This is a genomic window from [Mycobacterium] fortunisiensis (assembly GCF_019050325.1).
Taxonomy (GTDB): domain Bacteria; phylum Actinomycetota; class Actinomycetes; order Mycobacteriales; family Mycobacteriaceae; genus Mycobacterium; species Mycobacterium fortunisiensis.
On record NZ_VOMB01000001.1, the window covers coordinates 76,321 to 91,884 of the forward strand.

At 66.2% G+C, this 15,564-nt stretch carries 13 protein-coding genes; 6 read left to right on the forward strand and 7 right to left on the reverse strand.

All coding sequences use genetic code 11. The features are described 5' to 3' along the window. Positions 1-88: 88 nt before the first annotated feature. The gene (locus tag FR943_RS00340) at positions 89-1,003 is read left to right on the forward strand and encodes an alpha/beta fold hydrolase (RefSeq protein ID WP_217154341.1); all 915 of its coding nucleotides are present in this window, start codon (positions 89-91) and stop codon (positions 1,001-1,003) included. Here FR943_RS00340 and FR943_RS00345 read toward each other — a convergent pair. Both FR943_RS00345 and FR943_RS00350 read right to left on the reverse strand, forming a co-directional pair. Then, positions 978-2,117, reverse strand: coding sequence for an acyl-CoA dehydrogenase family protein (locus FR943_RS00345; RefSeq protein WP_217154342.1), 1,140 nt, complete (start codon positions 2,115-2,117; stop codon positions 978-980). The genes FR943_RS00340 and FR943_RS00345 overlap by 26 nt on opposite strands. Before the next feature lie 104 nt (positions 2,118-2,221). Next, on the reverse strand, positions 2,222-3,370 hold the full coding sequence (locus FR943_RS00350) for an ROK family transcriptional regulator (protein ID WP_217154343.1): 1,149 nt from the start codon (positions 3,368-3,370) through the stop codon (positions 2,222-2,224). 121 nt (positions 3,371-3,491) lie between these two features. On the opposite strand from FR943_RS00350, the gene FR943_RS00355 reads away from it, so the two are divergent. Next, entirely contained in the window at positions 3,492-6,254 is a 2,763-nt protein-coding gene (locus FR943_RS00355) for a cadherin-like domain-containing protein (RefSeq protein WP_217154344.1), read from the forward strand. A gap of 94 nt (positions 6,255-6,348) precedes the next feature. On the opposite strand, the gene FR943_RS00360 is transcribed toward FR943_RS00355, so the two are convergent. From FR943_RS00360 to FR943_RS00375, 4 genes are all read right to left on the reverse strand, one after another. Further along, a complete protein-coding gene (locus FR943_RS00360) occupies positions 6,349-6,741 on the reverse strand; it encodes a RidA family protein (protein WP_217154345.1) in 393 nt (130 codons plus the stop codon). 108 nt (positions 6,742-6,849) lie between these two features. Next, a complete protein-coding gene (pntB, locus tag FR943_RS00365; protein ID WP_217154346.1) occupies positions 6,850-8,289 on the reverse strand; it encodes a Re/Si-specific NAD(P)(+) transhydrogenase subunit beta in 1,440 nt (479 codons plus the stop codon). Between the two features lie 37 nt (positions 8,290-8,326). Then, a complete protein-coding gene (locus tag FR943_RS00370; RefSeq protein WP_217154347.1) occupies positions 8,327-9,853 on the reverse strand; it encodes a Re/Si-specific NAD(P)(+) transhydrogenase subunit alpha in 1,527 nt (508 codons plus the stop codon). A 155-nt stretch (positions 9,854-10,008) separates the two neighbouring features. Further along, positions 10,009-11,028 (reverse strand): magnesium transporter CorA family protein, encoded by a 1,020-nt coding sequence (locus FR943_RS00375; RefSeq protein ID WP_217154370.1) that lies wholly within the window; start codon positions 11,026-11,028, stop codon positions 10,009-10,011. Between the two features lie 69 nt (positions 11,029-11,097). Between FR943_RS00375 and FR943_RS00380 the strand changes: the two genes are divergently transcribed. Beyond that, positions 11,098-11,751: a DUF3159 domain-containing protein gene (locus tag FR943_RS00380; RefSeq protein WP_217154348.1), complete on the forward strand. Its 654-nt coding sequence runs from the start codon at positions 11,098-11,100 to the stop codon at positions 11,749-11,751. Positions 11,752-11,799: 48 nt separating this feature from the next. On the opposite strand, the gene FR943_RS00385 is transcribed toward FR943_RS00380, so the two are convergent. Continuing rightward, a complete protein-coding gene (locus FR943_RS00385) occupies positions 11,800-12,657 on the reverse strand; it encodes a 3-hydroxyacyl-CoA dehydrogenase (protein WP_217154349.1) in 858 nt (285 codons plus the stop codon). Between the two features lie 200 nt (positions 12,658-12,857). On the opposite strand from FR943_RS00385, the gene FR943_RS00390 reads away from it, so the two are divergent. From FR943_RS00390 to FR943_RS00400, 3 genes are read left to right on the forward strand one after another with little or no spacing between them, the layout of a single operon-like run. After that, positions 12,858-13,721, forward strand: coding sequence for an ABC transporter permease (locus FR943_RS00390; protein WP_217154350.1), 864 nt, complete (start codon positions 12,858-12,860; stop codon positions 13,719-13,721). Next, positions 13,718-14,749 carry a taurine ABC transporter substrate-binding protein gene (locus FR943_RS00395; protein ID WP_217154351.1) on the forward strand — a complete coding sequence of 344 codons (1,032 nt, stop codon included), beginning with the start codon at positions 13,718-13,720 and terminating at the stop codon, positions 14,747-14,749. The genes FR943_RS00390 and FR943_RS00395 overlap by 4 nt, the downstream gene beginning before the upstream one ends. Next, entirely contained in the window at positions 14,730-15,518 is a 789-nt protein-coding gene (locus tag FR943_RS00400) for an ABC transporter ATP-binding protein (RefSeq protein WP_217154352.1), read from the forward strand. The genes FR943_RS00395 and FR943_RS00400 overlap by 20 nt, the downstream gene beginning before the upstream one ends. The last annotated feature ends 46 nt before the right edge of the window (positions 15,519-15,564 follow it).

Below are 15,564 nucleotides of genomic sequence, written 5' to 3' on the forward strand. Positions count from 1 at the left end.
CCTGCCATTATGCGGCTGTTCGCTGAGACCGCGACCACCGGGGAAACTCGCTGGTGGGGCCGGCTCCTTCGGTACTACTGTGCGCAGCGTGAAGCTGCGTATCGCCCTGAGCGTGCTGGTGCTGGCCGTGTTGGCACTGTTGGTGAACGAACTGCTGGTGAGCCGGCAGCAGCGGGCGGCCGCCCCGTTTGCGGATGGGCACGTGCTGGAATTGGACGGCCCCGACCTCAACGTGCGGGAATACGGGCCGGCCGGTGAGCGCGCGGTGATTTTGCTGCACGGGTACTCGGCCTCTGTGCAGTGGTGGGATCGGGTGGCCCCACAACTGGCCCGGGATCAACGGGTGATCGCGATCGATCTGGTCGGTCACGGTGGTTCGGAAGCCACGACGGCGGCCTCGGACTACACCGCTGACGGCCAGGCCTCCGCGGTGCACAACGCCCTGGTGGCGCTGGGTGTGCGCGACGCCGTACTGGTGGGGCATTCGATGGGCGGCAAGGTTGCGGCGACGCTGGCCCAGCGCTACCCGGATCTGGTGGAGCGCGTCGTGGTGTCCGACACCCCGGGGTCGGAGGAGTTGGTCGCCATGCCGGCCCTGGGAAACATGGTGTGCTGGCCGGTGATCGGGCCGGCCCTGGACCGGTTCCGCAGTGTCGACGCGATCACGGAGAGCACGCTGCAGAGCGGGTTTGCCGATGACTACCCGGTGCCCGAGTTCGCTCACCGGTCGCTGGAACAGCTCACCTACTCCGGGGTGTGCGATTCCAAAGCTCCGGCCGTGCCGGTCACGAAAACCCTTGCCGCCCTGCACAAGCCAGTTCTGGTGCTGTGGGGCGAGCAGGATGTGCTGACCCCGACGGCTCCGAATGTCGAGCGTTACACCGCGGCGGGTCTGGCCCCGGTGGTGCTCAAGGGCTCCGGACATTCTCCGATGGTCGAGCGGCCCGAGCAGTTCGTGGCCGCGGTGACGGACTTCGTCAGGAACCCAGCGCCCGCGAGATGACCAGGCGCTGAATCTGGTTGGTGCCCTCGAAGATCTGGGTGATCTTGGCTTCGCGCATGAAGCGTTCGACGCGGAAGTCGCGGGTGTAGCCGACGCCGCCGAACACCTGTACGGCGTCGGTGGTGACCTTCATCGCGGCGTCCGTTGCGACCAGCTTGGCGACCGATGCCTGCGTCGAATACGGCAGGCCCAGGTCGCGCCGTCGTGCGGCATCCAGATACGTGGCCCGGGCGCTGATGACCGCGGCGGCCATGTCGGCCAGCAGGAAGCCCAATCCCTGGTGGTCGATGATCTTGCGGCCGAATGTGGTTCGCTCGTTGGCGTAGCGGACCGCCTCGTCGAGGGCGGCCTGGGCGATACCCACCGCCACGGCGGCGATGCCGAGCCGGCCGGAGTCCAGCGCCGAGAACGCGATGGAAAGGCCTTGTCCCTCTTGGCCGATCAGCCGGTCCGCGTCGAGCCGGGCATTGTCGTAGAAGGCAGAGGTGGTGGGCACGGCGTGCAGACCCATCTTCTCCTCGGGCTTGCCGAAGCTCAGCCCTTCGAGATCACCTGGTACCAGGAAGCAGGAGATGCCCTTGCTGCCCTCTCCGGTCCGGGCGAACAGGGTGTAGAAATCGGCCTTCCCGCCGTGGGTGATCCACGCCTTGGACCCGTTGAGCACATAGCTGTCGCCGTCGCGGGTGGCCTTGCAGCTCAGTGCGGCGGCGTCGGACCCGGCCTGTGGTTCGGACAGGCTGTAGGCACCGATCTGCTCGCCAGAGAGCATGCCGGGCAGCCAGCGCTGCTTCTGCTCGTCGCTGCCGTAGGAGAGCAGCGGGTGCGAGGACAGGCTGTGCACGCTGACCGCGACGCCGATCGCAGCCCACCGTGCGGCGATTTCCTCCAGTACCTGTAGGTACACCTCGTAGGGCTGGCCGCCGCCGCCCCATTGTTCGGGCTGGGGCAGGCTCAGCAGCCCGGCCGCCCCGAGCTGGGCCATGACGCCTTCGGGGTATTTCTCGTCGCGCTCGTACTCGTCGACGATCGGGTCGAGGACCTTGTCGGCGATGTCGCGGGTGAGTTCGATGAGGTCACGAGCCTCGTCGGAAGGAAGTAGGCGGTCCACCGGCATACTTGCATATCCTAGTTTTCCCGCGAGCAGACGCAAAGTCGCAACTTTTCGGCCGAAAAAGACGTGCGAGTTTGCGTCTGCTCGGCGGAGGTCCTCGGCGGAGATCAGTGCAGCAGTCCGGCGATGTCGGGATCGAGTTGCTGCAGGGCGACGATGACCGCGACCCGGTAATCACGCCCGATCTGCGAGCGCATGGTGGTCGTGCGGCCCCGTCGCTCGGGCGGTCTGATCTCCTCGATGCGCGCGTCGAGGGCGACGATGAGTTCTTCGAACTCGGTGATGAGCCCGGACAGGATGAGAATCTCGGGATCGAGCACCGCTTCGATCAGGATCGCCGTGCGGGCCATCTGGTCGATGACGTCGCTGATGATCTTCTGGGAGTGCGGGTTTCGGGCTGTCTCCTGCGCTACTGCATCGAGGTCGATCTCTTTGAGCGCCATCCCCTCGGTCTGCGGTGCAACGGATTGCATGGCGTGCAGGGACATACTGGCGTTGACGCAGCCGATGCGTCCGCATGCGCATTTCGCTTGGCTGCCGGCCACCGGCATGTGTCCGATCGCGCCGGCAACGCCACTGGCCCCTGGGTACGGGCGTCCGCCGATGATCAGGCCGACGTTGAAGTGTCCACCGCAATTGAGCACCAACGCCGAGCGCACCTCTCTGGCCTGGCCGGCAATCGTCTCGGCCAGCGTCATGGCCTGGGTGCTGTCCTGCACCGCGGTCGGAATTCCGAGCGCGCGGGCGATCGGCTTACCGAGTTCCACCTCGGACCAGCCCAGCGCTTTCGACTCGACGACGAAACCGGTTGTGCTGTCGATAAATCCGGGTAGGCAGACGCCGGCGGCGACGACTGAGCTGTCCGCGGCTTCCTCGATCATCTGCTTGCCGATCCGGGTGATCGAGCGGATCACCGAAGCGGGCGTGCGACCGGCCGTAGGTGTCTCGTCCTCGCGCGAGATGTTGCCCGTGGCGTCGGCCAGGGCGATGCGGGCTCGACGTTCGTCGATCCAGATGCCGAGCACGCGTCTCGCCTGCGGGTTGCAGCCCAGTAGTTTGCGGGGACGGCCCCGGTAGCCCGGACCTTCGACGCGGGCATCCAGTTCGACAAGGGTCCCGTCGTCGATCAACTCGCCGACGATTGCGGTGATCGAGGGACGGCTCAGTCCGAGCCGATCGGCCAAGTCGGCCCGGGCCAGTGGGCCCTCGGTCCGAAGCAGGTGGACGACGCGCTGGCGGTGCAGCAGGTGCAACACCTGCTTTTCCTGCCGCGCCGATTCTGACCGTTTCAGCAGAACCTCCTTGACGGCCTCAACAATATGCTGCTATTAAGTTCGTCACAGAAATTAAATCGGCCTAGGGCATCGGAGCCGCGCCATGACTGCTGTCAATCCGCTCATCAATCCGCAGTTCACCTCCCCTCCTTCGGGCGCGCCGGCAGGCCCGACCGCATCTCGCCGGATACTTCAAACTACCGGCCGGATCGGTGCCTACAGCGGCATCGTGGTGACGGGGTGGCTGGTCGCCGCGCTGGCGTCCGGCTACGGCGTCGCTGCGGCGGACACGACAGGGACGTCCTCGTCGCAGTCGTCCACATCGAGTCCGGCGAGCACGTCGTCGGGCAAGACCGTCACTGGGGGCGGTGGTGACAGCTCGCCGGCGGGCAAGGGCGGATCGTCGGCGGACAGTCCCGGCAAGAGTGTGGTCAAGAAGCCGCTCAAGCCGAAGCGGTCGGGCAAGACGTCGTCGACCAGGGAGCTGGCGCCCGGCGTGACCATCAGCAGCAGTGGTGGTGTGCGCAATGCGCCGACCCAAGTGAAAGTCGAAGTCCCTGCACCACAGCAGAAACCGGACAAGCCGGCGGGCCTCGTCGAGGCGATCGACACGCAGTTGGACGCGCTGACTTCAATTCCCGACAAGGTGAGATCGACGATCGCGCACTTCTCGGATGGCAAGGCGTCGCCGCGCGCATCGGAGGCGGTGTCCGATACCAAGGCGCCCCTGGCTGCGGCGGATTCGGTGAATACCGGTGCCACCCTCGAGCAGTCGGTCGGGCGGGTGGAGCAGGTCACCAGGAAGCTCGCGGCCAGGGCCAAAGAGGAGATCGCCGCTCCAGATGTGCTGACGACAACCGATGAGCCGGTATTCGATTCTGCCGCAGATGATCTGCGGACAGCTGCGAAGGCGACGGTGACGGCGGCCGCTGTGCCGGCAGTCGAGGCCGAGAACCCCGTCGAAGGGGTACTCGGTGTCCTGAACGGGATTGTCACCACGGTGCTCAATCCGTTCCTCGCTCCGGCTCCGGATTCGCCGGAACCGTTCACGCCGATCATGTGGGCGGCCCTGGCGTGGGTGCGTCGTAACGCGTTCAACCAGGCGCCGGTGGTCAGCAGCCCGACCACAACGGTGCAGACGGGCCAGACCGTCACCGGCAACATCGGTGTGACCGACGCCGAAGGTGACGAGTTGACCTACACGGTGACCGAGCAGCCGACGTACGGCACCGTGACCATCGATCAGGAGACCGGTGAGTTCACCTACACCCCGGATGACATTGATTACGATGCGGCGCAGCTGGATTCGTTCACCGTATCGGTGACCGACGGTGACAAGATCAACTTGTTGAGCCTGTTCACACCGCGCACGGCCCAGAAGGACGTCGATGTGACGGTGCTCAACCCCACCGTGGAGCGCGTAATCCTGGATCTGCCGGACGGTATCACGAACCCGAACACGCCGCGCTTCTCGGAGGATGGACAGTCCATCTACTTTGGGGCCACACCGGCCGAGGGCGGCCGTCAGGAGATCTACCAGATCAGCGTCGACGGTACGGAAGTCGAGTGCATCACCTGCGGTGTGTCCACGGAGGTCACCGCCGGCCTGTCGAGAGTCGTCCCGTTCCAAGATGGTTCGGGGCGCCTGATGATTCAGGTGACCACGAGTCCCAACTCCTACGTCGTGTACGAAGAGACTGCCGACGGTAAGCAGCTGGTCCCGGTCATCACGCCGCCGGCCGGCACGCGAGTGCTCGACCCGCAGCGGGAAATGCGGATTTCTCCCGACGGAACGCATGTGTTGTTCAGCCAGATCCAGATGAACCCGGATGGACTCATCACGGCGGTGCCGGTGGTGGGACGGCTGGAGCGCACCGACGCCGGATATGAAATCGCAGACGCCCGTGTGGTTTACCCCGTCGGCGAGGGGAAGCAGTGGACCCCCGACGGTAAGGGCGTGATCATCCTCGGCGGCCGCTATGAGGCAGGCAACGTCGATGACATCGTCGTGAATCTGGAGACCGGTGCGGTGACCCGGCTGACCGGAAACCTCGACTACGACGAGGACACGGATCTCTCGCCCAACCAGAAGTGGATCGCGATCGGCAGCACCCGTGGGTACGACGCGTTGACGCCGATGTCTCGAATTGTGCGCCCGGCGTTCCTGCCGGCCGACATCCAGGGAGCGGTGTACCAGGCCTATGCCGGAAACTCAGACGGCCAAAATATCTCGAACCAGGAGTGGATCCTTGCCGTCGAGGATGATCTGAAGGGCGAGAACGGCGTGCCGGTGTTCGTCGACGGTGACGGCTACACCGCCCGCAGTATGGCGAGCTGGAACGATACCGGCGATGCCGTCACGTTCTGGGAGGCGAGCCCGACCGGCGAATCCCGTTTGGTCATCGCAAATCTGAAGTACACGACCAGCGTCGGACCGGTCGAGGGCGACCGGGTGACGCCGGACCCGACCTGGGCGCCCGAGCTCAGCAGCTACGTTCCCAGCGCGGCTCCGCTGCCTCCCACCGGGACCTACGGGGGCGCGGGTGGTGGTACCGCGGTGGTCACCGAGGTGACCGATCCGACGACGGGTCACATCGTCCGCACCGTCACCTACACGGACTACGTCAATGAGCAGGGAATGGTCCTCAACGGCATCGAATCGACTGACACCACAGCCAGCCAGTCCAGCATCCACTATCTCGCCGACATCACCGTCACGGGTACGCACACCGGATACCTCACGGCGGACGCCAACATAAACAAGCTCCAGCGCACGATCACGGGTCAGATCACGTCCGATCTGGACGGCGACGTGCAGAGCATCAATGACCAGGACAGAATCGACGAGGACAGGGAAAACATGTAGCTGCGACCCCATCGCGACCAGACACAGAACCCCCCAATTCCCTACGGAAATGGGGGGTTTTGCGTCTGCTCGGCGGGGGACCGACGGGGAACAGTCAACGTATCCGGGCGATGATCTGGATCTCGACCAATGCTCCCAGCACCAGCTCGGTGACACCGACGGCGGTCCAGGCCGGGTAGGGTGCGGCCACGAACTCGTCCTTGACCGCACCGAAGAGCTGGATGTGTTGTTGCAGCCCAACGTGATAACTGGTGATGTCGGTGACGTCGGCGAACGTCAGGCCGGCCTCCGCCAGCACCCCGCGCAGGTTCTCGAAGGCCAGCCGGAACTGGGTCTGCGGATCTTCGGGCAGGGTCATGTCCGGCCGGATCCCCATCATGCCGGAGCAGCGCAGCTGGTCGCCGTCGATCACCGCGGGGGCGTAATGATAGGTGTCGTACATGGGCTGCATCCACGCCGGGATGACGATGTTCTCATCTGAAGTCATGGCGCCTCCGATTTCCTGAACAGACGTGAAATCCCCCAGTTCCATGAGGAAATGGGGGATTTCACTGGGGGTACCTCCCGCTTGCGGGGGACTGCTCGGCAGAGAGAGTTACACGCGCTCGGCGGCGGGCAGCGCGGCCAGGATGTCGTTCACCCGGTCGCGGGCATCGCCGAACAGCATCTGGGTGTTCTCCCGGAAGAACAGCGGGTTCTGCACGCCGGCGTAACCGGAGGCCATGGACCGCTTGAACACGATGACGTTGTCGGCGTTCCACACCGTGAGCACCGGCATGCCGGCGATCGGGCTGCCCGGATCCTCGGCGGCGGCCGGGTTCACCGTGTCGTTGGCGCCGATCACGAGCACGACGGAGGTGCCGTCGAAGTCGTCGTTGATCTCGTCCATCTCCAGCACGATGTCGTAGGGCACCTTGGCCTCGGCCAGCAGCACGTTCATGTGGCCGGGCAGGCGGCCGGCGACGGGGTGGATGCCGAAGCGGACGTTGACGCCGCGTTCGCGCAGTTTGCGGGTCAGGTCGGCGACGCCGTACTGGGCCTGGGCCACCGCCATGCCGTAGCCGGGGGTGATGATCACCGAGTCGGCGTGGGCGAGCAGTTCGGCGGCACCTTCGGCGGTGATCTCGCGGTGCTCGCCGTAGTCCTTGTCGTCCGCCGGGCCGGCTTCGATGCCGAAGCCGCCGGCGATGACCGAGATGAACGAGCGGTTCATCGCCTTGCACATGATGTAGGACAGGTAGGCACCGGAGGAGCCGACCAGTGCGCCGGTGATGATCAGCAGGTCGTTGGACAGCAGGAAGCCCGATGCGGCCGCGGCCCAACCGGAGTAGCTGTTGAGCATCGAGACCACCACCGGCATGTCACCACCGCCGATGGAGGCGACCAGGTGCCAGCCCAGCAGCAGCGCGAGCACGGTGACCACGACGAGCAGCCACAGTTGCGGGTCGATGACGAACCACACGGTCAGCACGGCGAAGACCACCAGTGCGCCCACGTTGAGGAAGTTCTTGCCGGGCAGCATCAGCGGGGCGGACTTCATCCGGGCCGACAGCTTGAGGTTGGCCACGATGGAACCGGTGAACGTGACGGCACCGATGAAGACGCCGATGAACACCTCGGCGGAGTGGATGCCGAGCATTCCCTCGGTGCCGAGCTTGAGGGCTTCGGCGCCGGTGGGGTCGTCCTCGACGTGCAGGTAGCCGTTCCAGCCGACGAGCACGGCGGCCAGACCGACAAAGGAGTGCAGCAGGGCGATGAGCTCGGGCATGCCGGTCATCTCGACCACCCGGGCCCGCCACAGGCCGATCGCGGCGCCGATGATCATGGCGATGACGAGCAGGGCCAGGCCCAGCGGCTCGATCTTGCGCTCGAAGGCCAGGGCGATGGTGGCGATCAGTGCGATCGCCATCCCGGTGATGCCGAAAGTGTTTCCGGCCCTGGAGGTCTCGTGCTTGGACAGGCCGGCCAGCGCCAGGATGAACAGCAACGCGGCGACGACGTAGGCCGCCGTGGCGACGTTTTCTAGGTTGAACATGGAAATCCGTTTCCGAAGGTTCTGAGGAGAGGGGGCGTCAGCTGCGGGAGAACATCGCCAGCATGCGACGCGTCACCGCGAAGCCACCGAAGACGTTGATGCTGGCGAGCAGGATGGCGCAGGTCGCGATGGCGGTGACGACGGCATTGCCGTGGCCGACCTGCAGCAGCGCGCCCACCACGATGATTCCCGAGATCGCGTTGGTCACCGACATCAGCGGGGTGTGCAGCGCGTGGTGCACATTGCCGATCACGTAGTACCCGATCACGATCGCCAGCGCGAACACCGTCAGGTGCACCTGCAGCGCCGCCGGCGAGATCGCGATCAGCGCGAAGATCGCGGCCGCCGCGGCGAACGTGATCCCGAGCCGGCGCCCGGTCGACATCGGCTGCTTCTCTTCCTTGACCGCGGGAGCCGCGGCGACGGGCTGAGCGGCCGGGGCCGCGGAGACCTGCACCGGCGGCGGGGGCCAGGTGGTCTCGCCGTCGCGCACCACGGTCATCGACCGCTGCACCACGTCGTCGAAGTCGAGGATGACCTTGCCATCCTTCTCCGGGGTCAGCAGCTTGAGCAGGTTCACCAGGTTGGTGCCGTACAGCTGGGAGGCCTGCGCGGGCAGTCGGCCGGCCAGGTCGGTGTAGCCGATGATCGTCACCCCGTTGTCGGTGACGATTGCCTCGTCCTTGACGGTGCCCTCGACATTGCCGCCGTTGGCCGCGGCCATGTCGACGATCACGCTGCCGGACTTCATCGAGGCCACCATCTCGGCGGTGATGATGCGCGGCGCGGGCTTACCGGGGATCAGCGCGGTCGTGACGATGATGTCGACGTCCTTGCACTGCTCGGCGTACAGCGCCGCCTCGCGTGCCTTGTAGTCGTCGTCCATTTCCTTGGCGTAACCGGTGGCCGAGACTTCGGCCTGCTCGTTCGCGACGGAGAGGTACTCACCGCCCAGGGAGGCGACCTGGTCGGCGACCTCGGGCCGCGGATCGGTGGCCCGCACGATGGCGCCCAGGCTGCCGGCCGCGCCGATGGCGGCCAGGCCGGCCACACCGGCACCCACGACGAGCACCTTGGCCGGCGGAACCTTGCCGGCCGCGGTCACCTGGCCGGTGAAGAACCGGCCGAAGCTGTGCGCGGCCTCGACCACAGCGCGGTAGCCGGCGATGTTGGCCATCGATGACAACACGTCCAGGGACTGGGCCCGCGAGATACGCGGCACCGCATCCATCGCCAGTACCGTGATCTTGCGGGCGGCCAACTTCTCGACGAGCTCGGGCTTGAGCGCCGGCGAGATCAGGGCGACCAGGGTCGCACCGTCACGCAGGGCGGCAATCTCGTCGTCGCTGGGCGCGTTGACCTTCAGTACGACGTCGGCGTCCCAGGGGTTACCGATCTCGGCGCCGGCCGATACGTAGGCATCGTCGGCAAAGCTCGAGGCGGCGCCCGCGCCGGATTCCACGACTACCGTGTAGCCGAGCTTGATAATCTGCCCGACGGTCTGAGGTGTCGCGGCGACGCGGGTCTCACCAGGTGAAGACTCGCGGGGTATCCCGATGAACATCGATTTTCGGTCCCATCTAGTTGGTTGGGCTCCGAAGAGTGTTGCATCTGCAGTTTCTCTGCGGGCGGGCGCCTCCGCAGGTAAGCGCCTTGCTGAAACCGGCTATATGCCCTTGACCTGCGCTTTACCGATACAGTCGGATTGTGGTCCGCAGCCTACAGCCAGTCCCGGCGCTTGAACATCACATATAGGACGGCCACCAGCACCACGATCAGGACGGTGCTCACCACGAAACCGACGGCGGTGTTGATCCCGGGATACAGCACGTTCTGTCCGTAGAACCCGGTGATCGCGGTCGGCACGGCGATGATGGCCGCCCAGCCGGTGAGCTTTTTCATCACCACGTTCAATCGCGCGTCCTGCAGCGACAGATTGGTCTCGAAGACCGCGGTGATCAGGTCACGTAGCGATTCGGTCCACTCCGAGGCGCGCAGCACGTGGTCGTAGAGGTCGGCGTAGAGCGGATCGAGGGCGGACCCGTTGGGTGCGTCGAACCGGCGGTGCTGAATGGTGCTGACCACTTCGCGCATCGGCAGCACGACGCGGCGCAGGTGGACCAGGTCCTTGCGCAGCCGGAAGGTGCGTCGCTGCAGACCCCGCCGCGGCCCGCGCTCGAGAAACAGCTCGTCCTCCAGTGATTCGACGGCATCGTCGAGCGCCTGGACGGCGGCAAAATGTCCGTCCACGACGACGTCGAGCAGGCCGTGGACGAGTGCGCCGACGCCGTACTGCTGTCCGCCGAGCTCGTCGAACCGCCGCGACACCTCATCGACGTCGAACTCCTGCGCCGCGTGCTCGGCGGAGCCCAGGCGGACGGTGATCAGGGCGCGCGGCAGCACGAACGCCGAGATCCGGTGCCGGATCAGCGACGACGCCGAAGGGTCTGCGGCGCCGGTACTTCCGGGGTCTCGGGTGCTCACCGCATACACCGTGAAGAACGTATGGGTGTGGTACACCGAGGTTTTGGTGCGCTCCATGGGGGCCAGCGAATCTTCGACGGCCCAGATGTTGAGCCCGAGTTCGGTGGCCAGCTCGCTGAGCGTCTGGTGGTCGGGTTCGAAGATGTCGGCCCACAGCAGGACGTCCTCGTCGGCGAGGCAGTCGGAGATCGCCGAGAAGCTGAAGCCGTCGACCGGCCGGCCGGAGCGCCAGATTCGTCCCTGCACCTGGGTCATGAGCATCGAGTCAACCACATCGAACCAGGTCAAGTTGCTTGCTCAGTCGGGCTAGGTACTGTCGCTTCAATGACGAGCACTCCGGTCGAGACCGCGCTGGCCCGGGTCGGCGGTATCCGCGGCCTGGTGTACTCGGCGCTGCCCGTGACGACGTTCGCGGTGGTCTCGGCGGCGTCCGGCCGCATTCCCGCCACCGCTGCGGCGGTCGGTGTCGCCGCGGTGATCCTGGTCTGGCAGCTGGTGCGGCGCGAATCGACCCGGCCGGCGCTGTGGGGGTTCGCCGGGGTGGCACTGTGCGCGGGGGTGGCCCTCGTCACCGGCCAGGCCAAGGATTTCTACCTGCCCGGCATCTGGATGTACCTGGGCCTGGGCCTGCTGTTCACCGCCTCGATCCTGGTCGGGCGGCCCGTCGTCGGGGTGTTCTGGGCCTGGGTCACCGGCCGGGACAGCACGTGGCGCGGCGTGGCTCGGGTGCGGTTGGCGTTCACCGCCGCGACCGCCGTGATGGCCGCGGTGTCGTGGGTGCGGTTCGTCGTGCAGTACTACCTCTACGACACCGATCAGGACGGGTTGCTGGCCGCGGCCCGGATCGCCATGGGCTGGCCGCTGATGGCGATCACCCTTCCGGCTGTGCTGCTGGCCGTCCGGTACGCCGTGCGGGCCCTGCCGGTCCAGACCCTGAGCTCAACCGCGGCCGGGGATCAACCCGTATTCGGCGAATAGTTCGCCGACCTCGTAATTGCCGCTGCTGTAATACATCTCGCCTCTTCCTCAGTTGTATTTGTAGAAGCCCTCGCCGCTGGCCAGCCCCAGCTTTCCCTTGTCGATGTAGTTTTCTTTCAGCCAGGCCGCGAGCTTCTGAGCTTCGGCGTCTCCGTGGGACATGATGTTGTACGGCGTTGTCAGACCGACGATGTCGTAGATCTGGAACGGGCCGACGGGCGCGCCGGTGGCGATCCGCCAGGTGGCATCGACGGCGCTGGGGTCGGCGTAGCCGCCGGCCGCGAGTTCGGCGGCGGCGTTGAGGAATGGCACGAGAAGTGAGTTGAGGACGTAGCCGGCCTTCTCCTTGTGCAACTCGATGGGCACCATTCCGATGGCCTTGGCGAATTCGACGACAGCGGCGAAGACTGCCGGATCGGTGTCGGCGGTGCCCATGACCTCGGCGGTGTTGAACTGCCACACCCGGTTGGCGAAATGCAGCGCCAGAAACTTCTCGGGCCGGCCGGTGGACTCCTTGAGATCGCTGGGCAGCAGCGTCGAGGAGTTGGTGGCGAAGATGGTTTTGTCCGGGGCGAGCTGGCCGAGCTTCTGGTAGGTCTCGCGCTTGAGGTCGAGGATCTCGGGGATCGCTTCGATGACCAGGTCGGCGTCGGTCACGGCGGCGGCGAGATCCGAGGTCAGCGTGAGCCGGCCCCGGGCTTCTTGGGCCGCACCGTCGCCGGCATCGGGCACTTCGTCGGCGTAGGTTTCGGCGAGCTTGTCGAATCGCGCGCTCGCGGCCGCCAGGACCTCGTCGTTTATGTCGTAGGCCGTCACCGGGAAGCCCTTGAACGCGGTCTGAAACGCGATCTGGGAACCGAGCACCCCGGTTCCGAGCACGGTCACTGTCTTGATCGAGTTCGTCACGATGCTTCCTCTTCTCGGAGCGTCCCTCCATTACAGCCGCCGGCCGCCGCTCGTGCGCGGCAAATAAACTCAGTCCGATTTCAGATCTTCACCGGATCGGCCGTCCCCGGTACCAATACCCGGGTGAACGAGACGCTGCCGGGTTGCTGTCGCTGAAGCCACGCGCCTCCCCCTGCTTCAGCAACAGAAAGCCGACCACAGTGTCTGTCTTCGTCGATGTCGTTCCCGCCGAGTCCGAAACGGGTGCGTCGGGTCCCAGCGCGCCGTCCACCCGTTGGCGCGGCGTGCTGTTGAGATCCGCGCTGCCGCTGCTGTCGGTCGTGGTGTTCTTCGCCGTGTGGCAGCTGGTCGCCTGGGCCGGCATCTGGAACCAGACCTTCGTGCCGTACCCGAGTGCGGTCTGGCGGGCCTTCCTCGACGTGTCCACCACCCATGACGGCGCCCGCGGATACGCCGGCTATCTGCTCTATGAGCACCTCTACATGACCCTGCGTCGGCTGCTGGCCGGTGTCGTCATCGGTGTCGTCCTCGGGGTGCTGCTGGGGCTGGTGATGGGTTCGATCGGCTGGCTGCGCAACGTGCTGGAGCCGTGGCTGACCTTCCTGCGGGCCTTGCCCCCGCTGGCGTACTTCTTCCTCTTGGTGATCTGGCTCGGCATCGACGAGGCCCCCAAGATCACCCTGCTCGCATTGGCTGCCCTGCCGCCGGCAGCGGTGGCCACGACCTCGGCCGTCGTCGCCGCCCCCGTCGGTCTGCAGGAAGCCGCCCGCGCGCTGGGCGCAACCCGGGCGCAGGTGATCCGCGATGTGGTGGTGCCGTCCGCGCTGCCCGAGACCTTCACCGGAATCCGGCTGGCGGTCGGGCTGGCCTACTCCTCGGTGGTGGCCGCCGAACTGTTCAACGGCATCCCCGGAATCGGTGGATTGGTCAAGGACGCAAGCAATTACAACAACACACCGGTCGTGCTGGTCGGGATCTTCGCCATCGGGATCTCGGGTCTGGTGATCGACGGTCTGCTTCGTGCCATCGAACGGCGCGCGGTGCCATGGAGAGGAAAAGTATGAAGATCCGATCGTTGTTCGTCGCCCTGGCGGCATCGGCCTTGGCGCTGGCCGGCTGTGCGGTGGACCACTCCGGGGAGAACTCCGGAAAGCCCACCATCCGGGTTGGCTACCAGGCGTTCATCAGCGGGGACCTGATCGTCAAGAACCACCGGTGGCTCGAAGAGGCGTTGCCGGACTACAACATCAAGTGGACGAAGTTCGACTCCGGCGCCGACGTCAACACCGCATTCGTCGCCAAGGAGCTCGACCTGGGGGCACTGGGCTCGAGCCCGGTGGCCCGCGGATTGTCTGCGCCACTGAACATTCCGTACAAGGTGGCCTACGTGCTCGACGTCGCCGGTGCGAACGAGGCGCTGGTGGCCCGCAACGGCTCCGGCGTCAACAGCATCGCCGACCTCAAGGGCAAGCGCGTCGCCACTCCGTTCGCGTCGACGGCCCATTACAGTCTGCTCGCGGCTCTGGAGCAGAACGGCTTGTCGGCCAACGATGTTCAGCTGATCGACCTGCAGCCGCAGGGAATTCTGGCGGCCTGGGAGCGTGGTGACATCGTCGCGGCCTACAGCTGGTTGCCGACGCTGGACCAGCTGCGCAAGTCCGGCAGGGAACTGATCAGCAGCCGGCAGCTGGCCGAGGCCGGCAAGCCGACGGGCGATCTGGCCGTGGTGGCCGATGAATTCGCTGACGCACACCCCGATGTCGTCGACATCTGGCGCCGGCAGCAGGCCCGGGCGGCCGATGTCATCCACGATGATCCGACTGCCGCGGCCAAGGCGATCGCCGCGGAGATCGGCCTGACGCCCGAGGAGGTGGCCGGGCAACTCGAGCAGAGCGTGATTCTCACGCCGGCCGAGCAGGTTTCGCAGGAGTGGCTGGGCGTCGACGGCGAGCCGGGCGATCTCGCTGCGACGCTGCAGGCCGGTTCACAGTTCCTGGCCGATCAGAAACAGATCCCCACGGCCGCACCGGTGCAGACGTTCGCGGATGCGATCTACACGAAGGGATTGCCCGATGTCATCACCACGCAGTGATACTTCCGGTGGCCTGAGGATCCGCAACGTCGCCCACCGCTATGGCCGTGGACAGAACGAGGTGACCGCACTCGGCCCGGTGGACCTCGACGTGGCACCCGGCTCGTTCCTGGTCTTGGTGGGCGCGTCGGGCTGCGGCAAGAGCACGCTGCTGCGTCTCATCGCCGGGTTCGAGACGCCCTCGGAGGGGGAGGTCAAGGTGTCCGGTGTCCGGCCGACACCCGGGGTGACTGCGGGCGTCGTCTTCCAGCACCCGCGCCTGTTTCCGTGGCGCACGGTGGGCGGCAACGTGGACCTGGCACTCAAGTACGCCAATGTGCCGCGGGACTTACGGCCTGAGCGCCGAGCGGCGATTTTGGAGCGCGTCGGGTTGGAGGGCACCGCACAACGCAAGATCTGGGAGATCAGCGGCGGCCAACAGCAGCGGGTGGCGATTGCCCGGGCCCTGGCGGCGGAGACGCCGCTGTTTCTGCTGGACGAGCCGTTCGCGGCGCTGGACGCGCTGACCCGCGAGCGGTTGCAGGAGGATGTCCGCCAGGTGAGCGCCGAGTCCGGTCGCACCACGGTGTTCGTGACACACAGCGCCGACGAGGCCGCGTTCCTGGGCTCACGGATCGTGGTGTTGACCCGGCGGCCGGGAAAGATCGCACTGGACCTGCTGGTGGAATTGCCGCGCACCGGCGTCGCGGCTCATGAGCTGCGACGCTCGCCCGAATACCTCAAGCTGCGGACGGATGTCAGCGAGGCGGTCAAGGCAGCTGCGGCCTAGTGGTATGCGCCGAGAGTGACGCTGTGGTCGTAAACCCGTCACGGCA